Raw genomic sequence first — 26035 nt, forward strand, 5'->3', positions numbered from 1 at the left:
CTGAGCGCCAGCGAAAAGTCATCGAGAGGGATGTCAGCCGCCGTCCGTCGACATCATCAGACGACAGGACGCCGCAGCTCAGGCGGCACGCGACGACATCAGGTGACAGGGGCCCCGGGGCTCGTGACCTGATTGACACGGTAGGGGTCACTGGTTCAATCCCAGTATCGCCCACCACGAAGGCCCTGGTCACGACCTCGCAGCGAGGTCGGTGCCAGGGCCTTTCGGTGTTCCGGGGGTCGGTTGATGGACATCGTCCCGGCCGGGTCCTCGCGGTCGCGCACGTCGTGGACGGACCCGACGACGGCTGGCCGGTCGTGCTCTCGCACGGCTTCCCGTACGACGTCCACGCCTACGACGAGGTCGTCCCGCTGCTCACCGCGCGCGGCGCCCGGGTGGTGCGTCCGTTCCTGCGCGGGGCATGGCCCGACCGCCTTCGCCGACGCAGTGCTGACCGAGTGGACGCGGGACCGGTGACTCCGCCGGACCGGTCGACCCCGGCCCGTCGACGTCGCTGCGCCATCTCAGCGACTTACGGCGCTTCCCACGGCAGCCGCTGCGACCCTGTGTGACGCCCACCTCAACCACCCAGGAGGAACCAGGGGGTCACACCATGGCGATCACGAGCCCGGCGCAGGCCGACCAGGTCTGGATGGACCTGTTCAACGGCGGCGACCTCGAGGGGCTGCTGGCCCTCTACGAGAAGGACGCGCTCTTCGTGCCCGAGCCCGGCGGCGCGCCGCTGGTCGGCCCGGACGCCATCCGCGCCTGGATCGCGGGCTTCCCGCTGCGCGAGGCGCAGGTCGACCTGCGCACCCAGCGGATCTTCGAGCGCGACCAGGAGGCGCTCGTCTACTCCGACTACACGCTCTCCGGCGAGGACGACGACGGGCCGGCGAGCATGGAGGGCCAGGCCGTCGTGCTCCTGCGCCGCCAGGCCGACGGCACCTGGCTGCTCGCCTTCGACGACCCGTTCGCACAGCGCTGACCGACCCGCCGAGGCACGCTGACCGGGTGGACCCTGCCGACGAGGGCGGCGACCCCGCCTGCTGGATGCACCGCGTCTGCCCGGAGTGCGGGCGCCTCGCCGACGAGGACCCGCCGACCCGCTGCCCGGGGTGCGGCGTGGTGCTGGAGGCGGAGTGACGGGCGCGGCCCTGTCCGGATCGCGACTTTCACCCTTTCCTCAGAGCGGAGCCGTTCCGGACGTCGACGCGCGTCCCTAAGATCACGTGTCGTGACCATCGAGCTCCCGCTGCCCCGGACGGGCGATGCGCACGCGGTCGCCCCGGGCACGCTGCGTGCGCTGCGCGTGCTCGCGGCCCACCCGGAGGGCGTCGACCTCGCGACCCTCGGCGGCCACCTCGGCCGCACGAGCACGGACCTCCTGCCCGTGCTCTCGGGGCTGCTGCGCTCCGGGCACGCCGAGCGCACCGACGCCGGGGCCTACCGGCTGCGGGCCCACCCGACGTGGGGCGGGCCCGAGCAGCCGGCGCCGCGGCGCGAGCTGCCCGAGGTGCTCTCGGACGCGGTCAGCGAGCTCTACCGCCGCACCCGCGCCTGGACCTACCTCGTCGAGTGGGCCGACGACGACCACCTCGACGTCGTGGACCTGCGCGGCCACCAGGGTCTCGGGCTCGTCCCCGAGCTCCCCGCACGCATCCCGCCGTCGATGGCGCACGCGCTCGCCGTGAGCAAGGTGCTCGTGGCGTTCGCGCCGGAACGCCGGGCTCGGCTCGACACCCGCGCCTGGACGCCGGCCACGAAGGCGGCGTTCGACGCCGAGCTCGCCCGGGTGCGCTGCGACGGCTACGCGCTCGACGAGGAGGAGTACGCCCCCGGCTTCGGCTGCGTGTGCGCCCCGATCGCCGACCCGGGCGGCCGGGTCAGCGCCGCGATCGCGATCTCGCTGCCCGCCGCGCGCTTCCGGGCCGAGCGCGCCCGGCTCGTCGCCGACGTCACCGACGTCGCCCGCACGGCCCACCGCCGCTGGTACCGCTGACCAGCTAGCTCTCGTCGTACTTGTCCGCCGCCTCGGTGCGCTGCTTCGCGATCTCCAGCGCGTGCTCGGCGGTCTCCTTGTCGGGATACGGGCCGAGACGGTCCGCGGAGCGGCAGCCGTCCCACGGCTCCACCCGATGGTGCTTGAGGCAGTAGTACCACTCGTTCTCGTGGGCCACGGACCCATGCTGGCACGGCGACCTGTCCTCCGGGGGGACGGGCGGCGCCGCGAGCGGCGGCAGGCGCCCGGTGCCGGGGTCGAGGAACCGGGCCGCCAGGTCCCGCAGCCGCTCCTCCCCCACGCGCTCGACCTCCGGGCGGGCGGCGTCGCGGCGGACGCACTCCTCGAGATCGGAGACCACCTCCTCCACGTGCCACCCCGCCCCGCACTCCTCCGCGAGCGCCAGCCACCGCCGCGCCGGCCCGGCACGCAGGTTCATGGCGTCGACGACGATGTCCACCCCGTCGCCCAGCGCGCCGCGGGCGATGCGCTCCTCCACGTCGGAGATCCGCCGCTCCACGGCGTCGACCGGCGTCGCGTAGGCCGGGTCGACCATGCTGGGGCGCAGGTCGTCGCGGTTGAGCCGCAGGATCGAGCCGGGCCGCCGCGACGCGACGAGCGCCCGCGCCCACGTCGACTTCCCCGAGGCCGGGAGGCCGCGGACGAGGTAGAGCGTGGGCACCGTCGGGTCAGGCGGACCGCGGACGGGTGGCCGCGAGGACGAGGTCGGCGACGAGGTGGGGGTCGTCGCCCATCGGGACGTGCCCGCAGCCGGGCAGCACGTAGACCGCCGCGCCGGGCAGGGCGCGGCGCAGGCGCTTGGACTGCCAGCGGGGCAGCAGGAAGTCGCGGGCGCCCCAGCCGACGGTGGTCGGCACGCCGCCGGGCTGCGGCGGCGTCCACGTGTCGAGCGCGGTGAGCATCTTGCGGAACGACGAGCGCGGGTGGCTCAGGCCGTGCAGGTCGCCGGTGATCTGCTCGACGTCGACCTTCGACGGGTGCGCGAGGAGCACGCCGAGCAGCACCGTGCGCAGCACCGTGCGCAGCACCGGCACGGCGAGCATCCGGCGCAGCCGCGCCGACGGGATCAGCGCGAGCAGCGCGTGCGCCCCACCCAGCACGCCGCGGACGTAGACCCGCTCGGCCGTCGACCAGAACCCGGCGGGCGAGAGCGCCGTCGCCGAGCGCACGGTGCCCCGCGCGGCGAGCTCGAGGGCGACGAGGCCGCCGAGGGAGTTGCCGACCACGTGCGGGCGCTCGAGCCCCTGGGCGCGGCAGAACGCCTCGACGGCGTCGACGACCGGCGCGATGTCGCCGGTGTACTCGGGTGGGAGGTCGGGCGACTCGCCGTGGTCGGGCAGGTCGACCGCCCACACCTCGCGCTCCTGCGCGATCAGGGGCGTGACGAGGTCCCAGCCCTGGCGGCGGTGGGTGATGCCGTGCAGGAGCAGGACGGGCTCGCCGCTCCCGGTGCGGGTGTGCGCGAGATCCACTACTGCTCCCCGGGGTGGATGACGACCTTGCCCGTGACGCGCCGCTCCGCGAGCTCGGCGATCGCCGCCGCGGCCTGCGACAGCGGGTAGGTCGCGCTGATCGGCGGGGCGAGCTTCCCGCTCGCGACGTCGTCGCGGATCGCGTCCCACTGGCGGCGCATGAAGCCGGGGCGCTTCGACGCGTAGGCACCCCAGCCCGCGCCGACCACGGAGGTGTTGTTGAGCAGCAGCCGGTTGACCTTGACGGTGGGGATCTCGCCGGCGGTGAAGCCGACCACCGCGAGGCGGCCGTCGTCGCCGAGGCTGCGCAGCGAGTCGGTGAAGCGGTCGCCGCCGACCGGGTCGACGACGACGTCGACACCCCGCCCGCCGGTGAGCTCCTTGGCGGCGTCCTTGAAGCCGTCGACCGGCACCCAGTGGTCGGCGCCCGCGGCCGTGGCCACCTCGCCCTTGGCCTCCGAGGACACGACGGCGATCACCGTCGCGCCGCGGGCCTTGGCGAACTGGATGCAGGCGACGCCGACCCCGCCGGCCGCGCCGTGCACGAGCACCGTCTCGCCCGCCGCGAGGTGCGCGCGGGTCTCGAGCACGAAGTGCGCGGTCAGGTAGTTCATGGGCAGGCAGGCCCCGATGTCGGACGACACCCCGTCGGGCAGCGGGAACACGGTCTCGGTGGACGCCGCGACCGTCGTGGCGAAGCCGCCGAGCACCGGCAGCGCCGCCACCCGGTCGCCCGCCGAGAAGCCCGAGCCGTCCGGGGCCTCGCGCACGGTGCCCGCGACCTCGCTGCCGAGCAGGAACGGCAGCTCGGGCCGCATCTGGTACTGGCCGCGGGTGAGCAGGAGATCGGGGAAGACGACACCGGCCGCCTCCACGTCGATCAGGACCTGGTCGGCCCCGGCCTTCGGCTCCTCGACCTCGCCGACCTCGACCGCCTCCGGCCCGTCGAGCCGGACGACCTGTACCGCGCGCACCGCGACCCCTCTCGTCCCCCAGAACCGTCAGTCGTGACGGTTGTACAGGAGGCCCCGGATCACGTGAAGCGGTAGACCGTGGTCGTGGTGGTCGCGCCGCCCTCGAGGTCGGCGGTGCCGGTGACCTCGTAGCGGCCCAGGGCCGTCACGCGGCGGCGCGGCAGGTACTCGCGGCCGGGGTCGCCGACGACGACGTCGACGCCCGCCGCGCTCGCCTCGTCGCAGAACCGTTCCATGTGACGGGCCATCGGCTGCTCGTAGAAGACGTCGCCGGCGAGGACGACGTCGACGTCGATCTGGTCGTCCGCCTCCACCACGTCGCCGACCACCTCGACCTCGACGCCGTTCTCCGCGGCGTTCAGCCCGATCGCGGTGCGCGAGCGCGCGTCGGTGTCGGAGGCGATCACCGCCGTGGCGCCGGCGCGGGCCGCGGCGATCGCGACCAGCCCCGACCCGGACGCGAGGTCGAGCACGCGGCGCCCGCGCACCAGCTCGGGGTGGTCGAGGACGTGGCGGGCGAGGGCCTGCCCGCCGACCCACGCGAACGCCCAGAACGGCGGCGCCTCCTCGTCGAGGGCCGACCAGGTGCGGTGGATGTCGTCGGCGAGCAGGAGCGTGATCTCCGGGACCAGCGGCGCCGTCCCCGGCGCCGTCCAGTCACGCACGCCGTCACCGTGATCGTCACCGGCACCGTCACTGCTCGTCACCGTTTGCCTCCGAAGAGACGCAGCGCCGGACGGTGTTGATCCCTACGCTGGATCCGACGCATCATCCGCGTACCCGCCAGCCGTCGAGCACCCCGAGGAGGCCGCCATGACCGACGAGGACGCGGTCCTGCTCTACGTGGGCGGCCCGCTCGACGGGCGCGTGGAGGTGCGCGAGGCGCGTCACGGCGCCCCGCTCCCGGTCGTCACCCACACCCACCTCCACGACGGCCCCAAGGTCGTGCACGTCTACGACCTGCACCCGCTCACCCCGGCCGCCGGTGTCTACCACCTGCGGCCCGCCGAGGTCCCGGTCGATCAGTCGCCGGCGGCGAGGTAGCTCAGCCCGCACAGCGCGCCCCATACGGCAGCGACGCCGGCCGCCTTCGCGCGGTACTGCTTGCCGGGCAGCGACGTCCCGAGCACGGCGAGGTCGGCGACGTCGGCGCCGACGCGCACCGCGACCGCGGTCCTCAGCGCCTTCCCGGCCGGCGCCAGCGCCATCGCGGCGCCCGAGGCCAGGTCGCGGCCGCCGAGCGCGCGCACCCCGATCGCCGTGGCGGTGGGCAACGGCGCCCCGTCGGCCTGCAGACCGGTGGGACGGGCGAAGAGCGAGGGGTTGGCGATGATCGCCACGCTGTAACCGGCGGTCGCGACGCCGAGCAGGCGGGGGATCCAGGTCAGGTCGCGCGAGTTCTTGGACACGGGCCGGGCGTACCCGAAATCCTCGCCGGACCGATGAGTCCCGGGCCCCGGACCCGTCACACCCCCGACATCCCGACCACCCGGAGGCTCCCGTGACCGCCGCCCCGTCGCCCGTGATCGACACCCTCGCCGTCCCCGGTGCCCGCCTGCACCACGAGGTCCGCGGCACCGGCCCCCTGGTCGTCCTGCTCGGGACGCCGATGGGCGCCGACGCCTTCGCCGGCCTCGCCGACCTGCTCGCCGCGGACCACACCGTGCTCACCACCGACGTCCGCGGCATCGGCCGCAGCCCGGTCGACGACCCGGAGGCGAGCCCGACGCTGTCGACCCGCGCCCACGACGTCGCCCGGCTGATCCGGCAGAGCGACCCCGCCGGCCCCGTGACGCTGTTCGGGTCCAGCGGCGGCGCCGTCACCGCGCTCGCCGTCGCGCAGGAGCACCCCGGGCTCGTCGACACCGTCGTGGCCCACGAGCCGCCGCTGGTCGAGCTGCTGCCCGACCGCGAGGAGCGCCACGCCGGCGAGGACGTGGTGATCGAGCGCTGGTTCGCCGGCGACCACGTCGGCTCGTGGCGGGCGTTCCTGGAGAACGCGGACATCGCGATGCCCGAGGAGGTGTTCCGGATGGTGTTCGCGTCCGCGCCGGATGCGGCGGCGAAGGCCGACGGCGACTACCAGAACGCGCACCTCCTGCGCCCGACGACGCACTTCCGCCCGATGTCGCGCTGCTGCGCGCCGGGCGCCCGCGCCTCGTCGTCGGCATCGGCGAGGACTCGGCCGGACAGCTGTGCGACCGCACCTCGCGGGCGCTGGCGGCCGCGCTGGGCATCGACCCGACGCTCTTCCCCGGCGACCACATCGGCTTCGCCGACGACCCGGCCGCCTTCCTGCCGGCACTGCGCGCGGTGCTCCCCGGGTCGGTGGCCTGACGGCTAGGACGCCGGCAGGTGCAGGATCAGGCGCAGGACGCGGCTGTACAGATCGGGGGGCACGGCGTCCTCGCCCAGCACGCGGCGCAGGCGGATGAGGCCGTGGAAGAGCGCGGCGGCCGCGATGACGAACTCGTCGTCGCGGACCGCGGAGCGCACGGCGGGGTCCATCGCGTCCCAGTCGTGCGAGAGCCGGTCGTTCGCGAAGCGGGCCATCCGGACCTCGTGCTCGGCGAGACGGTCGGCGAACTCCGGGTGCCGGACCGCGTAGAGCCACATCTCGGCGTCGAGCAGCGCCTCCTCGCGGGAGTCGGCGACGTCGGTGACGAGCCGGTCGAGTGCCGCGAAGGTCTCGTCGGGGTCGTCGTGGACGACCGCGCTCATCGCCGAGACGTCCGCCGAGGTCTGGGCCTCGAGCAGCGCGGTGAACAGCGCTTCCTTGCTCGCGAAGTGCACGTACACCGAGCCGACCGAGACCCCGGCCGTGCGGGCGATCTCCTCCACGGAGGCCGGCCCGTACCCGCGCTCGGCGAAGACCCGGCGCGCGGCGGCCAGCAGGGCCCCGCGGGTCCGTGCCTTGGTCGCGGCCCGCCGGCCGAGCGGCGCGCGCGTCGTGCACGTCGCCTCGTCACCCTGGGTCACACGTCATCCTTCCTGCCACCGACCGGCCCAACGACGGCAGGCGCGTGTAGTGACGCATCGTAACCCGCGGGCCTCCTCGGGGAGGGGGTGCGATCCCGGACAATGGAGCCGTGACCACCTCGACCGCGCTCCTGCCCGCATCCGGCGCGGACCCGGACGAGATCTACGAGGGCTTCGCGGAGTGGGCCGCCGAGCGCGGCCTCGACCTCTACCCCGCGCAGTCCGAGGCGCTCATCGAGCTCGTGTCGGGATCGAACGTGATCCTGTCGACGCCGACGGGCTCGGGGAAGTCGCTGGTCGCGCTCGGCGCGCACGTGACGGCGATGTCGCGGGGCGAGCGCTCGGTGTACACCGCGCCGATCAAGGCGCTGGTCTCGGAGAAGTTCTTCGCGCTCGGCGCCCAGCTCGGCTACGCCAACGTTGGCATGCTCACGGGCGACGCCGCCGTGAACCCCGAGGCGCCGGTCATCTGCTGCACCGCCGAGGTGCTGGCCAACTGGGCGCTGCGCGAGGGGCGCGAGGCCGAGGTCGGCCAGGTCGTCATGGACGAGTTCCACTACTACGCCGACACCGAGCGCGGCTGGGCGTGGCAGGTGCCGCTGCTCGAGCTGCCGCAGGCCCAGTTCCTGCTGATGTCGGCGACCCTCGGTGACGTCACGTTCTTCCAGGGCGACCTCACCCGGCGCACCGGCCGCGAGACCGCGGTGGTCGCGCACACCGAGCGCCCGGTCCCGCTCTCGTTCCGCTACGCCACGACGCCCCTGCACGAGACGATCACCGAGCTGCTCTCCGGGCAGCAGGCGCCGGTCTACATCGTCCACACCACGCAGGCCGCGGCGATCGAGCAGGCGCAGGCGCTGATGAGCCTCAACGTGTCGACGAAGGCCGAGAAGGAGCAGATCGCCGAGCTCATCGGCTCGTTCCGCTTCACCGCGGGGTTCGGCAGGACGCTCTCGCGGCTGGTGCGCCACGGCATCGGCGTGCACCACGCCGGGATGCTGCCCAAGTACCGCCGGCTCGTGGAGACCCTCGCGCAGGCGGGGCTGCTCAAGCTCATCTGCGGCACCGACACCCTCGGCGTCGGCATCAACGTCCCCATCCGCACCGTGCTGTTCACCGCGCTGACGAAGTTCGACGGCCAGCGCGTGCGCCACCTGCGCGCCCGCGAGTTCCACCAGGTCGCGGGCCGCGCCGGGCGCGCCGGGCACGACGTCGCGGGCTACGTCGTCGCCCAGGCCCCGGAGCACGAGGTCGAGAACGCCAAGCGCCTCGCGAAGGCCGGCGACGACGTCAAGAAGCAGCGGCGGGTCGTGCGGGTGAAGCCGCCCGAGGGTTTCGTGTCGTGGTCGGAGAAGACCCTCGAGCGGCTCATCGAGGCCCAGCCCGAGGCGCTGACCAGCCAGTTCCGGGTGTCGACGGCCATGCTCCTGCAGGTCGCGCAGCGCCAGCAGCCGTTCTTCGCCGCGATGCGCCACCTCCTCGAGGACAACCACGCCGACCGCCCGGTCCAGCGCCGCCTGATCCTGCGCGCGATCGCGCTCTACCGCGGGCTGATCGACGCCGACGTCGTCGAGCGCGTCGAGACGCCCGATGGGAGACGCAGCGAAGCGGAGCTCGACCCGGACCAGAGGTGCCCCGACGTGCGACTCGTCGACGACCTCCAGGTCGACTTCGCCCTCAACCAGCCGCTCTCGCCGTTCGCGCTGGCGGCGTTCGACCTCCTGGACAAGGAGTCGCCGACCTACGCGCTCGACATGGTCTCGGTGGTCGAGTCGACCCTCGACGACCCGAAGCAGATCCTGCGCGCCCAGGAGAACCAGGCGCGGGGCGAGGCCGTGCAGGCGATGAAGGCCGAGGGCATCGAGTACGAGGAGCGCATGGAGCTCCTCGAGGACGTCACCTGGCCCAAGCCGATGGCCGAGCTGCTCGGGGGCGCCTACGAGTCCTACCGCTCCGGGCACCCGTGGGTCGCCGACCACGAGCTGTCGCCGAAGTCGGTGGTCCGCGACCTCTACGAGCGCGCGATGACGTTCACCGAGTACGTCTCGTACTACAAGATCGCGCGCTCCGAGGGCCTCGTCCTGCGCTACCTCACCGACGCCTTCCGCACCCTGCGTCAGACGATCCCCGAGGCGGCGCGCACCGAGGACCTCGACGACCTCATCGCCTGGCTCGGCGAGCTCGTCCGCCAGACCGACTCGTCGCTGCTCGACGAGTGGGAGAACCTGGCGAATCCGACCGAGCTCGACGCCGCCGGCGACGACGCCCGCCCCGTCGACCAGGGCCCACCGCCGGTCACGCGCAACGAGCGGGCGTTCCGGGTGCTCGTGCGCAACGAAATGTTCCGTCGCGTCGAGCTGTTCGCCCGCCGCTCCCCCGCCGAGCTCGCCGACCTCTCCGAGCACGGCCCGGACGCCGCGTTCTGGACCGAGGCGATCGAGGGCTACTTCGCCGAGTACGACGAGCTCGGCGCGGGCCCCGACGCCCGCGGCCCCGCGTTCTACCGCGTCACCGTGGACGGGCGGACCTGGCACGTCCGCCAGGTCCTCGACGACCCCGAGGGCGACCACGACTGGTCCATCACCGCCGACGTCGACCTCGACGCCTCCGACGAGCTCGGCGCCGCGGTCGTCCACGTGACGGGCGCCGGGCCGATGTCGCCGACCTGAGCGATCAGGAATCGAGAAGCCCGTCCGTCCGCCCCGCCCTAGCGTCAGCGGTCACCAGATCGCTCGACGAAGGAGTGGACCCATGGCTAGTGCGAACCGCGTGGTGCGGCAGACCCACCGCTGGATCAGCATGCTGTTCGTGGTGACGGTCGTGGCGACCACGATCGCCCTCGCCGTCGGCAGCGCGGCGTCGGTGTGGATCGTCTACACGCCGCTGTTCCCCCTCGCCCTGCTGCTGATCACCGGGCTCTACCTGTTCGCGCTGCCCTACCGCGCACGGCGCCGGGCCTAGCGACCCCACCACGGCCGGTCGAGGCCGGCCTCACGACGGGCCCGCCGCCGCTCGGCGAGGATGCGGCGCCGGACGGTCGCCTCGGCCAGCGCCCGGGCCTGCGCGAAGCAGGCGTCGCCCAGCCGGACGACGACATCGGCCACGAGGGAGTGCCGGCGGTCGCGGACCCGGTGATCGGCGACCGCCGCCCGCCTCGAGCCGCCGGAGGAGCTTGGCCACCGCGCTGCGCGTCGGGCCGAGCTGCTCACCGATCCGCCCGCTCGAGATCGGCCCGCGCCGGCGACAGAGGTCGAGGCACAGCAACTCGGTCGGCGAGAGGCCGACGCGACGGGCGACCTCCTCGCGATACCACTGAAGCGCCGGCCCCAGGTTGTCCAGCAACAGACCGAGGAGCTCGTCCGTCGCGTCGTCCTCCTGCTGGTGCCTGCCGGCGCGGTCCACGGTGAACAGCGTCGCCGAGCGGTGACCGCCGCGGGGGCGGAACGGGGGAAGCCGACCCGTGTTCTGAGGACACGGGTCGGAGCCGACGCCGCCGGTCGCGCCCGGCCCCGCGGGGTCGCGGATCGCGACCCGTCCACCCGTGTCCTCGGGACACGGGCCGCGATCGACCGGTCAGGCCCCGAGCAGCAGCTCGTCCACGCGCGGGCGGGCGCGGACGGAGCCGGGCGGGGTCCCGACGACGCGGCGGAACGCCCGGCTGAACGCCGCCTCGGAGCGGTAGCCCATCGCGGCGGCGACGGCGGCGACCGTCGTGTCGCCCGCGCGCAGGCGGTCGTGGGCGACGAGCATCCGCCAGCGCGTCACGTAGGCCATGACCGGCTCCCCGACGAGCGCGGTGAACCGCGCGGCGAAGGTCGAGCGGGACAGGGCGAGCTCGCGGGCGAGGCCGGCGACCGTCCAGTCGCGGGCCGGGTCGGCGTGGACGAGGGCGAGGGCGCGGCCGATGTCGGGGTCGGCGAGCGCCCCAAGCCAGCCCGAGCGCGCCGCCGGGTCGTGGGACAGCCACGCGCGCAGCATCTGCACGACGAGCACGTCGGCGAGGCGGGTGATCACGGCCTCGCCGCCGGGACGGGTCTCCTCCACCTCGAGCGCGATCAGCCGCAGGGTGTCGTGCAGGCGCGCGGTGAGCGGCGAGACCGGGACGTGGACGACGTCGGGCATCAGCTCCACGAGCCGCTCGGCCATCGGGTGCTCGAGGCGGACGGCGCCGCAGATCATGGTCGTGGCCGGCCCGTCGCCGCCGTAGGTGATCGTCGCGTAGCGGTCGCCGTACCAGGTGTGCGGCAGCGTCAGGACGTTCGGCGCAGGTGAGCGGGGCGCCGGGTCGGTCGAGCGCAGCTCGTGGCCCTCGCCCCGTGGGAGGAGCACCACGTCCGACGGCGACAGCGTCACCTCGTCGTCGGGGTCCCCGGGGTCGCTGGAGTCACCGCCGACCCGGATCGTCGCCGACCCCGACGTCACGACGTGGAACCACAGGCAGCTCGGCGTCCGGGGCAGCCTCAGGGCGAACGGCGCCCGCAGGTCGGACGAGCAGTAGAACGTCCCGTTCATGCGCAGGACGTGCAGGGCCTCGCCGACCGCGTCGGTCGGCGTCCAGGGTGGCTGGACGACGGTCACGCACCGAGCCTCCAGCACGGTGGACGATCGAGCAAGACACTCGGTGTCGCGGTGATGGTTCGTCCGGCCGCACGGCAGCAGGCTCGGACGCAGCAGATCGAGCCACACCGAGGAGCCATCATGATCACTGTCCTGGGAGCGAGCGGGAACACCGGCGGCCGGGTCGTCCGGCGGCTGCGCGAGGCCGGGGTGCCGGTGCGGGCCGTGGGGCGCGACGCCGCCCGGCTCGCCGACGCCGCCGGGCACGGTGCCGAGCCCGTCGTCGGCGACATCACCGACGCCGCGTTCCTCACCGAGGCGATGCACGGCGCCGACGCGGCCTACGTCCTCATGCCCCTCGACCTCGCCGCGGGCGGCTACCGGGCACAGCAGGAGCAGGTCGGCGGGGCGATCGCGGCGGCGCTCGCCGCCGCGCGGGTCCCGCGGGTGGTCGCGCTGAGCTCGCTCGGCGCCGACGTCGAGCGCGGCACCGGTTTCCTCGAGACCCTCCACGAGCAGGAGCGGCGCCTCCGCGCGCTCGACGCGCAGGTGACGTTCCTGCGCCCCGGCCTGTTCTTCGAGTCGTTCCTGCCCTCGCTCGCCGCGATGCAGGCGACGGGCGTGCACCACGACACCGTCGACCCCGACGTCGTGCTGCCGATGGTGGCCACCGCCGACGTCGGCGACGCCGCGGCCGCCGCGCTGCTCGACCCGACCGCCTCCGGGGTCCGGGAGGTGCTGGGCGCCGAGGACGTGACGATGCCCGACGCCGTCGCCCGGCTCGGCGGGGTGCTCGGGACCCCGCTGCGCTACGAGCGCGCGCCGGACGACGTCATGCGCGGGGTGCTCGTCGAGGCCGGACTCCCCGCCGACCTCGTCGCCGAGCAGCTCGCCATGAACGCGGCGTTCAACCGCGGCGTCGTCCGCAGCCACGCCGGGCGCACGCCGGCGACCACGACCCCCACGACCCTCGAGCAGTGGGCCCGGACGCTCGTGAGTACCGCGTCGGCCTGACGGGAACGCAGCGAGGTGCCCACCGTCTGCCTGTTCACCCGTGACCTGCGGGTCCACGACCAGCCCGTCCTGCACGCCGCCGCCGAGCAGGGGGACGGCGACGTGGTGCCGCTCTTCGTGGTCGACGACGAGGTCGAGGGCTTCCGGGTGCCGAACCGGGCCCGCTTCCTCGCCGACTCGCTCGCCGACCTCGACGCGGGCCTGCGCAACGCCGGGGCGCGGCTGGTCGTGCGGTGGGGCGACGTGGTGGAGGAGGTCCGGACGGTCGCCGGCGAGGTCGACGCGACGGCGGTGCACGTCGCGGGCGACGTGAGCGCGTACGCGGGGCGGCGGCGCGAGGCGCTCGAGAAGGGTCTCGGCGAGGACGGCCGCGAGCTCGTCGTGCACGACGCCGTCGTCACCGTCGTCGCGCCCGGGACGGTGACGCCGACGAGCGGCGACCACTTCAAGATCTTCACGCCGTACCATCGGAAGTGGGCCGGGGTGGAGACCCGCGCGCCGCTCGACCCGCCGCGCGGGCTCCGCCTGCCGAAGGGCGTGAAGGCCGGCGCGCTGCCGGCGGCGACGGACCTCGCCGACGGCGACACCGCCCACGGCCTGCTGCCCGGCGGCGAGAAGGCCGCCCGCGCGCGGGTCGACGACTGGCTCGACCGCATCGACGAGTACGGCCAGGGCCAGGACCTGCCCGCCCGCGACGGGACCTCGCGCCTGTCGCCGTACCTCCACTTCGGCTGCCTCTCCCCCACCGAGCTCGCCCGGCGGGCCGGGACCGACTCCGAGGCGGCCGCGCAGTTCGTCCGCCAGCTCGCGTGGCGGGACTTCCACCACCAGACCCTCGCCGCCGTGCCCCGGGCGTCGACGCAGGACTACCGCGACCGGGGAGACCGGTGGCGCCGGGACGACGAGGAGTTCGCCGCGTGGGCGGAGGCGCGCACCGGGGTGCCGATCGTCGATGCCGGCATGCGCCAGCTGCACCACGAGGGCTGGATGCACAACCGCCTGCGGCTGATCACCGGGAGCTTCCTCACCAAGTCGCTCTACCTCGACTGGCGCCTCGGCGCGCGCCACTTCCTCGGCCACCTCGTCGACGGCGACGTCGCCAACAACCAGATGAACTGGCAGTGGGTGGCGGGCACCGGCACGGACACGCGCCCGAACCGCGTGCTCAACCCGATCACGCAGGCCAAGCGCTACGACCCCGACGGCGACTTCGTGCGCCACTGGGTGCCGGAGCTGGCCGAGCTCGAGGGCACCCGCATCCACGAACCGTGGAAGCACGGCGGGAATCTCGACTACCCCGCGCCGATCGTCGACCTCGAGCAGGCCGGCTCCGCGTTCCGGTCGGCCCGGGGCGCGTGACCCTCAGGACTTCTTGCGCGACCCGCCCTTCTTGGCGCCCAGGGAGGGCGGGGGCACGACCGGCCCGATGTCGCCGTCGGGGGCCTCGTCGAGATCGAGGATCACCGGCGCGTGGTCGGACGGGCCGGTGCCCTTGCGGGCCTGGCGGTCGACCCAGAGTGCGGCGCGCCGCCGCGCGACCGGCTCGCCCGCGAGCACGAGGTCGATGCGCATGCCGCGGTCCTGGTGGAACGCGCCGCCGCGGTAGTCCCAGTAGGTGAAGACCCGCTCGTCGGGCCAGCGCTCGCGGGTGACGTCGTGCAGCCCGGTCTTGAGCAGGGCCGCGAGGGCCTCGCGCTCGGGCGGCGTGACGTGGGTGGACTCGGCGAACGCCTCGACCGAGTAGACGTCGGGGTCGGCCGGGGCGATGTTGAAGTCGCCGGCGACGACCGCCGAGTCCGCCCCGGCGGCCTCGACCCTGTCGCGCAGGGCGGCGAGCCACTCGAGCTTGTAGGCGTAGTGGGGGTCGGCGGGGTCGCGCCCGTTCGGCACGTACACCGAGGTGACCCGCAGGCCGCCGCACGTCGCGGTGACCGCGCGCGCCTCCTGGTGCGGGTAGCCCGGCCCGCCGGGCAGGCCCTCCTCGACGTCGTCGAGCCCGACGCGCGAGAGCAGGGCGACGCCGTTCCAGCGGCCCTCGCCGTGGTGGGCGACCGCGTAGCCGCGCTCGGCGAGGGGGGCGCCGAAGGACTCGTCGAACGCCTCGTCGGACAGCTTGGTCTCCTGCAGGCAGACCACGTCGGGCGCGCGCTCGTCGAGCCAGCCGAGCAGCCGCGGCTCGCGCGCCTTGGCCGAGTTCACGTTCCAGGTCGCCAGTCGCACGCCCGCCACGCTAGCCGGGAGCACCGACAGCCCCGCCGACGGCGTCGTCACCCCGATGCGGATTCGTTTCGGGGCCACGGTCGTTCCGTGACGTCGGGCGCGCGTACTAGCGTTCGCCCCTATGGCAGCGTCCAGCCCCGTCACCGATGAGGACCGGCTGCGGCGCATCGAGCAGATCACCGACACCGGCCTCGCCCACCTCGACGTCGAGGATCTGCTCACCGAGCTGCTCGACCGCGTCCGCGCCCTGCTCGGGGCGGACACCGCGGCCGTGCTGCTGATCGACGCCGCCGGCGACAACCTCGTCGCCACCGCCGCCCGCGGCATCGAGGAGGAGGTGCGCCAGGGGGTCCGCATCCCGGTCGGGAAGGGCTTCGCCGGGCGCATCGCCGCCGAGCGCCGGCCCGTGGTCATCGACGAGGTCGACCACTCGAACGTCATGAACCCGATCCTTCGCGAGAAGGACATCCGCTCGCTGCTGGGCGTGCCGCTGATCGTCGAGGGCGACGTCCTCGGCGTCCTGCACGTGGGCACCCTGCGCCCGCGGCTGTTCACCTCCGACGACGCGGACCTCCTGCAGACGGCCGCCGACCGGATCGCCCTGGTCACGCGCACGCACCTGCACGGCCTCGACCGCGCGGCGGCGTCGGTGCTCCAGCGCAGCCTCATGCCCGGCGCGCTGCCCAAGGTCACCGGCATCGACTTCGCGGCGCGCTACGTCCCCGGCGAGGCGGGCGGTCTCGGCGGCGACTGGTACGACGTGTTCCCCCTGCCGTCGGGGCGTCTCGGGATCGTCATCGGGGACGTCGTGGGCCGGGGGCTGCAGGCCGCGGTGGTCATGGGCCGCCTGCGCAGCGCGCTGCGCGCGTTCGCCCTCGAGGAGGAGGACCCCGCCGAGGTGATCGAACGGCTGGACGCCAACGTCCAGCACTTCGAGGAGAACGTGATGGCGACCGTGCTCTACGCGATCGTGGAGCCGTCGCTGGAGTCGTTGTCGCTGTCGACCGCCGGCCACCTGCCGCCGGTGATGGCGCGCTCCGGGTTCGAGGCGAGCCTGATCAACGTGCCCGTCGACCTGCCGGTCGGCGTGTCGGTCGGCCCGCCGCGGCGGACGACGACGATCGAGCTGCCGGCGCAGTCGCTGCTCTTCCTCTACACCGACGGCCTCGTCGAGCGGCGCGGGCGGTCGCTGGACGTCGGTCTCGACACGCTGTGCGAGGTCATCGACGCGGACACCGACGCGGACGCGGTGTGCGCCTCGGTGCTGCACCGCATGATCGGGGCGGACTCCGTGCACGACGACGTCGCCATGCTCGTGCTCCGGCGGGGTGTGACGCCGGCGGTCGTGCCGCTGAACATCGTCGTGCCGGCCGTCCCGCGGGTCCTCGCGGACATCCGGTCGGCGGTCCGCCGCTGGCTCGGCGCCGCCGGGGCCACCGGGGAGGACATGGCCGACATCCTCGTCGCCGCCGGCGAGGCCGCGTCCAACGTCGTCGAGCACGCCTACGGCCCCGCGGGTGGCACGCTGACGCTGCAGATGGAGCGCGAGGGCGGATCGGTGGTGACCACCGTGCGGGACAACGGCCGCTGGCGGTCGGCCCGCGGGCACAACCGCGGGCGCGGCACGGCCCTCATCCGGCAGTGCAGTGACGAGATGGACGTGATCGCCGGGGCCGGCGGCACGACCGTGACCTTCCGGCGCCGCATCAGAGGGGACGCGCCATGACCGACGCCACCGTCGTCGTCCGGCCCGAGGGCCCCGACGTCCGCATCACGATCGGCGGCGAGGTCGACCTCGAGAACGCGACCCTCGTCGAGGAGCAGCTCGCCGCGGCGATCCCGAACGAGACGAACGCCGTCACCCTGGAGCTCGCCGATCTCGACTACCTGGACAGCGCCGGCCTGCGGGTGCTGTTCGCGCTGGCCGCGCGGCTCGAGGTGCTGCAGATCGAGCTGCGGGTCGACGTGCCGCCCGGCTCGCACACGCGGCGGGTGCTGCAGCTCTCCGGGTTCGAGAGCCTGGCGTCGCTGGAGGCGTGACCCGCGCCCCGACCAGCCCAGCCCGGTCCAGCCCGGCTCAGCCCTGCTCGGCGTGGCGGCGGACGGCGTCGAGCGTCTCCTCCATGCCGCGCCGGTTGGCCGCGGGCACGTCCCAGGCCCGCGCCCGGCCGACGACGTTGGCGAGCGGGCTGCGCTTGTCCTGCCAGTACTGCTCGATGCGCGTCCGGTCGCCCTCGGGGGTCAGGCGGAAGCCCCACCGCGCGACCGACTGGCCCATGAGGTCGACGTCCCAGCTGATCTCCCGCTGCGGGGCGTACTCGACGACCGTGCCGACGGTCGACCACCGCAGCAGGCCCTTGCGGTTGTGGCCCTTGAACCTCGCGCCGGGCGCGGGTCCCGAGGCGCCGCCGAGCCAGTCGACGCGGTGGCACTCCGGCGAGATGGCACCGATGCGGGCCGGGTCGCCGACCAGGTCCCAGACCCGCTCGGCGGGAGCGTCGACGGTGCGGGTGACGACGACGTCGTCGGCCATGGGTTCCTCCGGATGGCGGCAGCGGGACCGCCGCACCGTAGCCCGCACGGCGGCCCGCTGCTCACCGTCATCCGGAGTGCCCGGTCAGACGCCGGCCCCGATCGCGGACGCCACGCGCAGGTCGGCGAGGTACTCGGCGATCGAGTGGGCCGCGGTGAGCGGGTTGTCGGTCCGGATGTCCTCGACGCCGCTGCCCCAGGTCGGGGCGAGCGGGCAGCCGATCGTCACCGCGTCCGCCACACACCAGGCGTTGACCCACCGCTGCACGTCCGGTCGCACGGGCCCGTCCGTGAGCAGCCGCTTGTTCACCGAGTCCAGGCCGAGCGGGCTGCCGGCGGTGACGAGCAGGCGGAGGTCCACCTGCGGCGGCACCCGGGTCAGGAGGTCGAGCGCGACCACCGTCCCCAGGCTGTGCGACACCAGCGTCACCGGCCCGGACGTCGGGAACGTCTCGAGCACGGTGTCGAGGACCTGGCTGCGGACCCGGTCGTCGTCCAGGTAGAGCGCGATGTCCCGGAACCGCACGGCGATGAACAGGTCGTCGAGCCGGCTGCGGGCCGCGAGGTGGGACAGCGCCGCCTGGACGGGACCGAGGAGGTCCGAGAGCCCCTCCTCCGCAGGCGTGTCCGGGCGGAAGCCGGCACGCGCCGCCGCGTCCTCGATGAGCGCGGCGTACGTGGTGCGGGCCGACGAGCCGGCGGGAGCCCCCTGCTCGGCCGCCGTCATCCCGGCGTCCTCGTTCGCCCCCGCCAGTTCGACGGCCGACGGGCCGGCGAGCTGCGCGAGACGGTCGCCGTAGTACGGGAACCACGCCCGTGCCGGGTCGAGGGGCGGGAGCCCGGCCGCCCCGAGCCCGCGCGTGAGCCCGCCGGCCCAGGCGAGGCGCAGCTCGGCCGGGTCCCGGTTCTGCTGGGCCCGCCCGTGCAGGAACACGAGGTGGGGCGGCGTCTCCGGGATGCCGCGGACGCCCCGCCGGCCGGTGTCCTCGCGGGCGATCGTCGTCGTGCTGCGCACCCTGGACTCGGCCGGTATCGCGCCGACCGCCTCGGCGCCCAGCTCGTCGACCAGGGCGATCTGCGCGGGTGTGCGGGCCAGCGCCCGCAGCCGCGTGAGCACCACCGAGATCCGCGCGCCCTCGTTGGCCACCCAGTCGACGACGGCGTCGCCCATCGAGCGGTCCCACACCGCGCCGTCGACGGTCAGCCACCGCCCGGCGTCGTCGGTCCTCGGCACTCCGGAGTGGTGGAGCGCGACGACCTCCCACTGGTCGTTGAAGACCGGCGACCCGGAGTTGCCCGGCTCGGTGTCGGCCTCGTAGTGCAGGAAGAGGTCCAGCTGGTCGAGCAGCCGGTTGTTGCGGACCGCGATCTCCTTGCGGCGCCCCGAGGGGTGGCCGATGACGTTCGCGGCCTCGCCGATGACGATCTTCCCCTGCTGCTTGAGCAGCTTGTTCCACCCGTACTTGTCGCCGGCGACGACACCGCTCGCCGGCGCGACGGCGACGAGGCTGGCGTCGACCTCCGCGTCGGTGAGGAAGAGCGTGTCGGGGTCGAGGGAGAACGCGGCCGGCGTCTCCGGCCGGCCGTCGGGCCCGAGCTCGAAGTCGAACTCCACGAACGCGTCGGCCGCGGTGGCGGCGTCGGGCAGGACGTGGTTGTTGGTCAGCAGGAGCCGCCGGCCGACGAGGAAGCCGGTGCCGGCCCCGCCGCCCGCCAGCGAGATCCGGCCGACCGACTCGGCGATCGCCGTCCCGCGGCCGAGGAAGAGGCTCGGCTGCAGGTCGTTCTCGGCGATGATCCGCTCGAGCGCACCCTCGGTCCGCGCGGCCTGCCGCACCGCGCGGACGCCCACGGCGTCGCCGAGGAGCCGCTCGGCCCGGGCGCGGATCTGGTCGGGTTCGTCGGCGACCAGCGTCCCGGTCGCCTCCTGCTTGCGCTCGGTCGCCGCACGCTCCGGGGCGCGGTCCTTGTACCGCGCGGCGGCGAGGTCCTGCTGGTCGCGCAGGCTGGTGCTCATACCGGGAACCCGGCGAAGCGGATGAACTGCGCGATCGAGGTGACCGCGGACCCGTCCTGGAGCTTGACGCCGTCGGCCGGCGTCCACGCCGTCTGGCTCAGATAGGAGCGCGGGTCGTTCCGGATCTGGCCGATGATCGTCTCGGCGACGATCCGGCTGCCCACCGGACCGAGGGCGTGTCCGTTGGACTTCACCTCGGACTCGCGGAGCACGTAGAACCACAGCGGGGTGCGGTCGACGAACCCGCCCTTGTCCAGGGCGTCGCGCACCCCTTGGTCGAGCCCGTCGGTCAATTCGGTCGCCGTCAGGGCCGTGATGCCCAGCTTGCCGGCGACCGCCTGACCGGTGGGGAGGCTGAGAGCGAATCCGCGGAGGAGATTCCGCCGGGCGAGGTGCTTGAGCAGGATGCCCAGGTCGCTCGACGACGTGACCGACGTACCCACGAGCTGGTTCTCCATCTCGGTGAGAGGGAGTGCCAGGCGAGTGTCGATCGGACGGGCGGCACGCGCCACGAAGGCGGGATCGGTCCGGACCAGCCGGTCGTACTCGGCGGGCCAGTTGTCGGGCAGGGTCGGGTTGTCGCCGAGCTTCCCGTCGCCGGTGAACAGGAACAGCAGGTTGAAGCCGGCATTCGGTACGAAGTCCCCGGGCGCGCCGAAGTTGCGGTTCCAGTCGTAGGCACCGCGCACCATGCTGTGCCCGAACCGGAAGGCCGCCACCGAGAACTCGAGCGGCATGTAGGGCTTGGATCGGCCCGCGAGCCCGAGGAGGTCGTCCTCGCTCGCCAGGACGTGGTCCACGGTTCCGGGGGTGAGCACCGCGCCGAGGAAGTCGTGGACGCAGAGCCACTGATAGGTCCAGCGGGTCAGCTCCCGTGCGCGGGAGAACACCTCGCCGACTCCGGTCCGCTGGGGCTCGTGGTCGCGCACCCAGTCGACCGCGGCGTTGTGGAAGCGCAGGAACGCGACGTGCAGCTGGGCGACGACGAGGTTCTCGTCGTTGCGGCCGTCACCGATCTGGGCTTTCCGGTTCACCCGCGGGAGGTCCCGCTCCACGTCGTCGACCGGAGGGATGCGCACACCACCGGAGCCGTTGAGCGCCGTGAGCGTCCCGAGCTTCAGTTTGGCCCTGTCGCCATCCTGGTAAGGCACGACGACCTTGGACGGGTCCGATACCGCGAAGGGCCCGTCGCCGTACACCGAGTCGAGATTGAGCGCGGGATTGCGCCCGTTCTTCAATTTCGCCTTCACGTCGGCCGGCGCCGTCGGTGTCAAGGGGACGGCGTCGATGCCGATGACCGAGTTGTTGTCGGTCGCCGCGGTGAGGTCGTGGTCGACGAACTGGCCCCAGTAGGTGTGGATCGGGGGGATGGGAGCGTTCTGGGTGGACGGCCCTTGCTCGACCATCGCGTTGCCGAGGTCGTTGAGGGCGTCGACCGTGTTCTGTGCGACCTGGGGACTACCCGCCGGCAGGAGGTTGGTCTCCTCCTCGACGAGAGACGGGAACAGGTAGTCGAAGTCGGTGACGCCGACCATGGCCAGTGCCGATGCGGGGTCGGCCTTCTCCAGATCCGGATCCTGGGCCACCTCGCTCAGGCGCACGGAACCCTTGCTGACGGCATCGTCGACGCCGGGAGCCTCGTCCGCGATGGCGTGGCCACCGTGTCGCAGTCCGACGACGACCCGCCGGGTCGAGCCGTTCTCGCTCATGCGCTTCTCCTTCGGACCGTGGTGGGACGACGACGGATGCGGCGTCGGGGGTCTCGGAGAGCCGCGCGCGACCGCACTGGCTCGACCTGGACAGCACCCGTGTCGGCACGGCGCCCCCTACCTGTCCGGTTTCGACGATTCCGCTCCGTGCACAGCAGCGGCAGTGGGGAGAACTCCCGCATCGCCGGATTCCGTCGTGGCGACGCGTACTCGATCGGTCACCGCACGCATTCCTGACGCGCAGCACCTCTACCCATCCGTGACCGATCGATTGCGCACGGTCGTTCCGTCATCCCGACGGCGTAGGACGCCTTTCCCGGGCACCCGGGAAATCCCCCATGTCCGACCCGAAAGGCGGCACGACCGCCCGAGGGACCAGCGGCATCCTGTGTCCCACCCACCACGCACGCCCCGGTGACACCACCACGGGGGGACACGATGACCGCAGGGACGGACGCGGCGCCGTTCGTCGGGCGCGCGGCGGAGATCGAGACCCTCGGCGCGCTCGTGGCGGGGCGCCGTCCCGAGCGGGTGGCGCTCGTGCGCGGCGAGCCCGGCATCGGCAAGACCGAGCTGCTCGCGCGCACGACCCCGAGGGGCCGCACGGTGCGGGTCGCCGGGAGCGAGGCGGAGTCCCACCTCCCCTTCGCCGTGCTCGCCGACCTCGTCCGGCCGCTGCGCGGCGCGCTCCCCGCGCTCCCGGACGTCCAGCGCGAGGCCCTCGAGGTCAGTGTGGCGCTTCGCGCCGGGCGGGCCGGCGGGTCGCTCGCGGTGTGCGCCGCGGCGCTCGGCCTGCTCGAGGCGGCCGGGGACCGCGAGCCGCTGCTGGTGGTCGTCGACGACCTGCAGTGGGTCGACACGCCGTCGACGGAGGTCCTGCTGTTCGTGGCGCGGCGCCTGCGCTCGTCGCGGGTCGCGCTGGTGCTCGCGACGCGCGACCGCAGCCGCGCGGTGCCGGGCGCGCTCGTCGTCGACCTCGACGGGCTCCCTCCCGACGAGAGCCGGCGACTGCTCGGCCCCCTTGCCGACCGGCTCCCCCCGGTCGCCCTCGACCGGCTCGTCGAGGACCTCGCCGGGCACCCGCTCGCCCTCGTCGAGAACGCGCGGCACCTGACCGGCGACCGGACGACGACCCCGCGACCCGGCCCCGCCCTCGCGTCGCTGTGGACGTGCGCGCTCGCGGGCCTTCCCGAGGCGGCGCGCGTCGCCGTGACGGTCGTCGCCGCTGCGGGGTCGGCGGACGCCGAGGTCGTGGACCGGGTGCTCGCCGACCTCGGGGTGTCCGCGCCCGACCGCCGGCTCGCCGAGCAGGCCGGCCTCGTCCGCGCCGACGGCGACCGTTGTCTCCTGCGCCATCCCCTGCTGCGCCCGGTCGTCCTCGGCGCCGATCCCACGATCACGCGCCGGGTGCACCTCGCCCTCGCCGCGCGCACCACGGGCGCGCGGCGCGCGTGGCACCTCGCCGCGACCGTCGACGGTGTCGACGACGCCGTCGCCGCCCAGCTGGCGGCGGCCGCCGCCGAGGCGACCGCGCTCGGCGGTCACCGCTCCGCCGGCGACGCGTGGGCGCGGGCCGCGCAGCTCACCACGGACCGCGGGCACCGCGCCGAACGCTTCCTCGCGGCCGCGCGCGAGTTCCTCCTCGCGGGGGCACTCGACCAGGCGGCGGGGCACGCCGAGGCCGCCGCGGCGCTGGACGACGACGTGGCGTTCGGCGTCGACGTCGAGGTCGTCCGGAGCCGGGCGACCGCCTGGCTCGGCGACCCTCGGCGCGCCTACACCGACCTGGTGCGGGCCGCCGAGCGCGTGGCACCGGTGGACGCGCGGGCGGCCGCCGCGCTCTACACGGAGGCGACGATGCCGGCCGGGATGGCGGGCCGGGTCCACGCGATGCTCGACCTCGCCCGCCGGGCGACGGACCTCGCGCCGGGGTCGGCGGACGTGGCGCAGGTGTGCGCCCTCGTGCTGGGCGGGGAGAGCCGCGAGGCGCTCGCCCTGCTCGACGGTCTCGACCCCGGCACGGGCCCGTGGGAGCTGCAGCACGCCGCCCAGCTCGCCCAGGTCGCCGTCCACACCGAGCGCTACGAGGACGCCGACCGGCGGATCGAGGCCCTCCTGACCGCGGGACGTCGCCACGGCACGGCGACGATGCTGGCGTACGCCCACGCGGTGCGCGCCGAGCTCGACTGGTGGCGCGGGCGCTGGCCCGCCGCGCGCGCCGACGCCGTCGAGGCCCGCCGGTGGGCCGAGGAGCGGGGCGAGGCGGGCACCGCCGCGATCGCCGCGCTGGTCCTCGCGCGGCTGGACGCCGCCGCCGGGCACGTGGACCGCAGCCGCGAGAGCACCCGGCGCGTGCTCGCCGAGGTCGGGTCGCACGGGATCGACTGCCTGCAGACCTACGCGCCGGCGGTGGAGGGGCTCGCCGCCCTCGTCGCCGGGGAGACCGACGTCGCCGTCGAGCACCTCGAGCAGGCCCACCGCCGGGCGCGCGCCGACGGCCTCGAGGCGACCAACGTCGTGCCCTACGGCCCGGATCTCGTCGAGGCCCTCGTCCGCCGCGGCGACGCCTGCCGGGCCCGCGACGTGCTCGCCTGGTGGGAGCCGAAGGGGGCATCCGGTCTCGTCTTCCCGGCCGCGACGGCGGCCCGGTGCCAGGGGTTCCTCGCCGACGACGCCGACGAGGCCGCCGCGTGCTTCACCCGGGCCCGCGAGCTCCACACCCGGTGCGACCAGCCGTTCGAACGCGCGCGGACCCTGCTCGCCGAGGCCGAGTGCCTGCGCCGCCTGCGCCGCCCGACCGCGGCGCGGTCCGCCGCCCGCGACGCGCACGCGGCGTTCGTCACCCTCGGGGCCGCGCCGTGGGCGGCGCGCGCCGAGTCGGAGCTCGCCGCGGCCGGGGTCTCCTCGCCGCGCCGCTCCCCCGCGCAGACCGCGTGGGCATCGCTGACGCCCCAGGAGTTCCAGGTCGCGCGGGTCGTCGCGGAGGGTCGGTCGAACGACGAGGCGGCAGCCGCCCTCTTCGTCTCCCGCAAGACCGTCGAGAACCACCTGACCCGCGTCTACCGCAAGCTCGGGCTCCGGTCGCGCAGCGAGCTGGTGCGCCGGTTCCCCGACGGGACGGGCGACGCGTCTCGGTTATCGTGAACGATACAGAGCCGGTAGCGCCGCCGGTCCGCCACGACGACCCGGGAGCCTCCCGTGACGCTCGAGCTCGACGACCTGCGCGTCCGCACCCTCGGCGAGTGCCGGTACGACTCCCCGTTCGCCGAGATGCTGGCCTCCAAACGGACCTCGCCGCACTACGTCCACGAGGACGACCGCGTGCTCGTCGACGACACGGTGTCGGTGCTGCTGGGACGCGGGGTGCCGATCGACCGGCTGCCCAGCCTCGAGGCGGCCGGGCCCCGCCGGAAGGTCTACTTCGACCCGGCGACGACGAACGTCGGCATCGTGACCTGCGGCGGCCTGTGCCCCGGGCTCAACGACGTCATCCGCGGCATCGTGCAGGAGCTCACCGAGCACTACCACGTCGCCCACATCTACGGCTTCCGCAACGGCTACGCGGGCCTCACCGAGCAGCACCGCGAGCGCGTGGTGGAGCTGGACCTGCACGCCGTGCGCGACATCAACAACGACGGCGGCACGATCCTCGGCAGCTCGCGCGGCGACCAGGACCCCGGGGAGATGGTCGACACCCTCGTCGGCCTCGGCATCGACGTCCTGTTCGTCATCGGCGGCGACGGCAGCATGCGCGGCGCCATGAAGCTCACCAAGGAGATCGACTCCCGCGGGCTCGACATCGCCGTGGTCGGGGTCCCGAAGACGATCGACAACGACCTGCCCTTCACCGACCAGAGCTTCGGGTTCCAGACGGCGTTCGCGCAGGCCACCGAGTTCATCGCCTCGGTGTTCGTCGAGTCGCAGGCCGCCGAGAACGGCGTCGGCATCGTCAAGCTCATGGGCCGGCACTCGGGCTTCATCGCCTGCTACGCGGCATTGTCGAACAACGACGCCGACTTCGTCCTCATCCCCGAGGTGCCCTTCGTCCTCGACGGGCCGAACGGCGTCCTGGCGCGGGTCGAGGACCACGTGCGCCGGCACGGGCAGGTGGTCCTCGTGGTCGCCGAGGGCGCGGGCCAGGAGCTCCTCGAGGAGGAGGGGCGCACCACCGACGCGTCGGGCAACACCAAGCTCGGCGACATCGGCCTGTTCCTCAAGCAGAAGCTCACCGAGCACCTGACCGCGGTCGGCCTGCCGCCCACGGTGCGCTACCTCGACCCCAGCTACGCCATCCGCAGCGTCGCCGCGAACGCCTACGACAGCGTCTACTGCGTGCGGCTCGCCCACGCCGCGGTCCACGCCGGCATGGCCGGGCGCACCGACACGGTCGTCGTGCGCTGGCGACGCCGGTTCGTGCACATCCCGATGTCGCTGATCACCTCGCACCGCAACCAGGTCGACCCCGACGGCGACCTGTGGATGTCGGTGCTCGAGGCGACGGGGCAGCCGGCGTCGTTCAGCGCATAGACCGTTCGACT

Annotated in this window: 25 protein-coding genes and 1 pseudogene; 13 read left to right on the forward strand and 13 right to left on the reverse strand. The window is 74.2% G+C overall.

The window, feature by feature from the left end:
• The first annotated feature begins 613 nt into the window (after nt 1-613).
• The 3 genes from WCD58_RS03165 (at nt 614) to WCD58_RS03175 (ending at nt 2002) form a co-directional block, all read left to right on the forward strand.
• A complete protein-coding gene (locus WCD58_RS03165; RefSeq protein ID WP_337699393.1) occupies nt 614-988 on the forward strand; it encodes a YybH family protein in 375 nt (124 codons plus the stop codon).
• A 26-nt stretch (nt 989-1014) separates the two neighbouring features.
• Nucleotides 1015-1146, forward strand: a complete 132-nt coding sequence (locus WCD58_RS03170; RefSeq protein WP_337699395.1) for a hypothetical protein — start codon at nt 1015-1017, stop codon at nt 1144-1146.
• A gap of 91 nt (nt 1147-1237) precedes the next feature.
• Nucleotides 1238-2002 (forward strand): IclR family transcriptional regulator domain-containing protein, encoded by a 765-nt coding sequence (locus tag WCD58_RS03175; RefSeq protein WP_337699397.1) that lies wholly within the window; start codon nt 1238-1240, stop codon nt 2000-2002.
• Between the two features lie 4 nt (nt 2003-2006).
• Here WCD58_RS03175 and WCD58_RS03180 read toward each other — a convergent pair whose 3' ends face one another.
• The 4 genes from WCD58_RS03180 to WCD58_RS03195 are packed head-to-tail and all read right to left on the reverse strand — an operon-like array spanning nt 2007 to nt 5134.
• Entirely contained in the window at nt 2007-2684 is a 678-nt protein-coding gene (locus WCD58_RS03180) for an AAA family ATPase (RefSeq protein ID WP_337699399.1), read from the reverse strand.
• 7 nt (nt 2685-2691) lie between these two features.
• The gene (locus WCD58_RS03185) at nt 2692-3495 is read right to left on the reverse strand and encodes an alpha/beta fold hydrolase (RefSeq protein WP_337699401.1); all 804 of its coding nucleotides are present in this window, start codon (nt 3493-3495) and stop codon (nt 2692-2694) included.
• A complete protein-coding gene (locus tag WCD58_RS03190; RefSeq protein ID WP_337699402.1) occupies nt 3495-4469 on the reverse strand; it encodes an NADPH:quinone oxidoreductase family protein in 975 nt (324 codons plus the stop codon). The genes WCD58_RS03185 and WCD58_RS03190 overlap by 1 nt, the downstream gene beginning before the upstream one ends.
• 59 nt (nt 4470-4528) lie before the next feature.
• Nucleotides 4529-5134: a class I SAM-dependent methyltransferase gene (locus WCD58_RS03195; RefSeq protein ID WP_337699404.1), complete on the reverse strand. Its 606-nt coding sequence runs from the start codon at nt 5132-5134 to the stop codon at nt 4529-4531.
• 148 nt (nt 5135-5282) lie between these two features.
• On the opposite strand from WCD58_RS03195, the gene WCD58_RS03200 reads away from it, so the two are divergent.
• The gene (locus WCD58_RS03200) at nt 5283-5513 is read left to right on the forward strand and encodes a DUF8847 domain-containing protein (RefSeq protein WP_337699406.1); all 231 of its coding nucleotides are present in this window, start codon (nt 5283-5285) and stop codon (nt 5511-5513) included.
• On the opposite strand, the gene WCD58_RS03205 is transcribed toward WCD58_RS03200, so the two are convergent.
• The gene (locus tag WCD58_RS03205; protein WP_337699407.1) at nt 5492-5878 is read right to left on the reverse strand and encodes a hypothetical protein; all 387 of its coding nucleotides are present in this window, start codon (nt 5876-5878) and stop codon (nt 5492-5494) included. The two genes, WCD58_RS03200 and WCD58_RS03205, sit on opposite strands and share 22 nt — an antisense overlap.
• A gap of 92 nt (nt 5879-5970) precedes the next feature.
• Between WCD58_RS03205 and WCD58_RS03210 the strand changes: the two genes are divergently transcribed.
• Complete coding sequence (locus tag WCD58_RS03210) at nt 5971-6813, forward strand: alpha/beta fold hydrolase (protein ID WP_337699409.1); 843 nt, start codon at nt 5971-5973, stop codon at nt 6811-6813.
• Here the strand turns inward: WCD58_RS03210 and WCD58_RS03215 are convergent.
• Nucleotides 6810-7448 carry a TetR family transcriptional regulator gene (locus WCD58_RS03215; protein ID WP_337699411.1) on the reverse strand — a complete coding sequence of 213 codons (639 nt, stop codon included), beginning with the start codon at nt 7446-7448 and terminating at the stop codon, nt 6810-6812. The genes WCD58_RS03210 and WCD58_RS03215 overlap by 4 nt on opposite strands.
• A 110-nt stretch (nt 7449-7558) precedes the next feature.
• On the opposite strand from WCD58_RS03215, the gene WCD58_RS03220 reads away from it, so the two are divergent.
• Nucleotides 7559-10117, forward strand: coding sequence for a DEAD/DEAH box helicase (locus WCD58_RS03220; protein ID WP_337699413.1), 2559 nt, complete (start codon nt 7559-7561; stop codon nt 10115-10117).
• A gap of 82 nt (nt 10118-10199) precedes the next feature.
• A complete protein-coding gene (locus WCD58_RS03225; protein ID WP_337699415.1) occupies nt 10200-10409 on the forward strand; it encodes a hypothetical protein in 210 nt (69 codons plus the stop codon).
• On the opposite strand, the gene WCD58_RS03230 is transcribed toward WCD58_RS03225, so the two are convergent.
• The 3 genes and pseudogenes from WCD58_RS03230 to WCD58_RS03235 all read right to left on the reverse strand — a co-directional run bounded on the left by WCD58_RS03230 (nt 10406) and on the right by WCD58_RS03235 (nt 12026).
• Entirely contained in the window at nt 10406-10552 is a 147-nt protein-coding gene (locus WCD58_RS03230; RefSeq protein ID WP_337699417.1) for a hypothetical protein, read from the reverse strand. The two genes, WCD58_RS03225 and WCD58_RS03230, sit on opposite strands and share 4 nt — an antisense overlap.
• Nucleotides 10553-10610: 58 nt before the next feature.
• Nucleotides 10611-10850, reverse strand: a pseudogene (locus WCD58_RS33585) (hypothetical protein); the annotation flags it as partial.
• 171 nt (nt 10851-11021) lie between these two features.
• Nucleotides 11022-12026, reverse strand: coding sequence for an AraC family transcriptional regulator (locus WCD58_RS03235; RefSeq protein ID WP_337699419.1), 1005 nt, complete (start codon nt 12024-12026; stop codon nt 11022-11024).
• A 120-nt stretch (nt 12027-12146) separates the two neighbouring features.
• Here WCD58_RS03235 and WCD58_RS03240 point away from each other — a divergent pair, with 120 nt between their 5' ends.
• Complete coding sequence (locus tag WCD58_RS03240) at nt 12147-13019, forward strand: NmrA family NAD(P)-binding protein (RefSeq protein WP_337699421.1); 873 nt, start codon at nt 12147-12149, stop codon at nt 13017-13019.
• A 15-nt stretch (nt 13020-13034) separates the two neighbouring features.
• Entirely contained in the window at nt 13035-14378 is a 1344-nt protein-coding gene (locus WCD58_RS03245) for a cryptochrome/photolyase family protein (RefSeq protein WP_337699424.1), read from the forward strand.
• Between the two features lie 3 nt (nt 14379-14381).
• On the opposite strand, the gene WCD58_RS03250 is transcribed toward WCD58_RS03245, so the two are convergent.
• Nucleotides 14382-15248 carry an exodeoxyribonuclease III gene (locus WCD58_RS03250; RefSeq protein ID WP_337700781.1) on the reverse strand — a complete coding sequence of 289 codons (867 nt, stop codon included), beginning with the start codon at nt 15246-15248 and terminating at the stop codon, nt 14382-14384.
• 112 nt (nt 15249-15360) lie between these two features.
• Here WCD58_RS03250 and WCD58_RS03255 point away from each other — a divergent pair, with 112 nt between their 5' ends.
• The gene (locus WCD58_RS03255) at nt 15361-16965 is read left to right on the forward strand and encodes an ATP-binding SpoIIE family protein phosphatase (RefSeq protein ID WP_337699426.1); all 1605 of its coding nucleotides are present in this window, start codon (nt 15361-15363) and stop codon (nt 16963-16965) included.
• Nucleotides 16962-17279, forward strand: coding sequence for an STAS domain-containing protein (locus WCD58_RS03260; protein ID WP_337699428.1), 318 nt, complete (start codon nt 16962-16964; stop codon nt 17277-17279). The genes WCD58_RS03255 and WCD58_RS03260 overlap by 4 nt, the downstream gene beginning before the upstream one ends.
• Nucleotides 17280-17316: 37 nt before the next feature.
• Here the strand turns inward: WCD58_RS03260 and WCD58_RS03265 are convergent, their stop codons facing one another.
• The 3 genes from WCD58_RS03265 to WCD58_RS03275 form a co-directional block, all read right to left on the reverse strand.
• Nucleotides 17317-17772: an SRPBCC family protein gene (locus tag WCD58_RS03265; RefSeq protein WP_337699430.1), complete on the reverse strand. Its 456-nt coding sequence runs from the start codon at nt 17770-17772 to the stop codon at nt 17317-17319.
• A gap of 84 nt (nt 17773-17856) precedes the next feature.
• Nucleotides 17857-19788: a trypsin-like serine peptidase gene (locus WCD58_RS03270; protein WP_337699432.1), complete on the reverse strand. Its 1932-nt coding sequence runs from the start codon at nt 19786-19788 to the stop codon at nt 17857-17859.
• Nucleotides 19785-21497, reverse strand: a complete 1713-nt coding sequence (locus WCD58_RS03275) for a peroxidase family protein (RefSeq protein ID WP_337699434.1) — start codon at nt 21495-21497, stop codon at nt 19785-19787. The genes WCD58_RS03270 and WCD58_RS03275 overlap by 4 nt, the downstream gene beginning before the upstream one ends.
• A 438-nt stretch (nt 21498-21935) precedes the next feature.
• Between WCD58_RS03275 and WCD58_RS03280 the strand changes: the two genes are divergently transcribed.
• Together WCD58_RS03280 and WCD58_RS03285 are read left to right on the forward strand one after the other, a co-directional pair.
• Nucleotides 21936-24641 (forward strand): helix-turn-helix transcriptional regulator, encoded by a 2706-nt coding sequence (locus WCD58_RS03280; protein ID WP_337699436.1) that lies wholly within the window; start codon nt 21936-21938, stop codon nt 24639-24641.
• Nucleotides 24642-24695: 54 nt separating this feature from the next.
• The gene (locus WCD58_RS03285; RefSeq protein ID WP_337699438.1) at nt 24696-26024 is read left to right on the forward strand and encodes an ATP-dependent 6-phosphofructokinase; all 1329 of its coding nucleotides are present in this window, start codon (nt 24696-24698) and stop codon (nt 26022-26024) included.
• Nucleotides 26025-26035 lie beyond the last annotated feature (11 nt).

This window comes from Actinomycetospora flava, from assembly GCF_037400335.1.
Classification (GTDB): domain Bacteria; phylum Actinomycetota; class Actinomycetes; order Mycobacteriales; family Pseudonocardiaceae; genus Actinomycetospora; species Actinomycetospora flava.

What these genes read in the sequence shown, in the direction of transcription:
- WCD58_RS03165 (WP_337699393.1), top strand. Translation starts at nt 614, where the DNA reads ATGGCGATCACGAGCCCGGCGCAGGCCGACCAGGTCTGGATGGACCTG.
- WCD58_RS03200 (WP_337699406.1), top strand. Translation starts at nt 5,283, where the DNA reads ATGACCGACGAGGACGCGGTCCTGCTCTACGTGGGCGGCCCGCTCGAC.
- WCD58_RS03225 (WP_337699415.1), top strand. Translation starts at nt 10,200, where the DNA reads ATGGCTAGTGCGAACCGCGTGGTGCGGCAGACCCACCGCTGGATCAGC.
- WCD58_RS03240 (WP_337699421.1), top strand. Translation starts at nt 12,147, where the DNA reads ATGATCACTGTCCTGGGAGCGAGCGGGAACACCGGCGGCCGGGTCGTC.
- WCD58_RS03255 (WP_337699426.1), top strand. Translation starts at nt 15,361, where the DNA reads ATGGCAGCGTCCAGCCCCGTCACCGATGAGGACCGGCTGCGGCGCATC.
- WCD58_RS03260 (WP_337699428.1), top strand. Translation starts at nt 16,962, where the DNA reads ATGACCGACGCCACCGTCGTCGTCCGGCCCGAGGGCCCCGACGTCCGC.
- WCD58_RS03265 (WP_337699430.1), bottom strand. Translation starts at nt 17,772, where the DNA reads ATGGCCGACGACGTCGTCGTCACCCGCACCGTCGACGCTCCCGCCGAG.
- WCD58_RS03270 (WP_337699432.1), bottom strand. Translation starts at nt 19,788, where the DNA reads ATGAGCACCAGCCTGCGCGACCAGCAGGACCTCGCCGCCGCGCGGTAC.
- WCD58_RS03275 (WP_337699434.1), bottom strand. Translation starts at nt 21,497, where the DNA reads ATGAGCGAGAACGGCTCGACCCGGCGGGTCGTCGTCGGACTGCGACAC.
- WCD58_RS03280 (WP_337699436.1), top strand. Translation starts at nt 21,936, where the DNA reads ATGACCGCAGGGACGGACGCGGCGCCGTTCGTCGGGCGCGCGGCGGAG.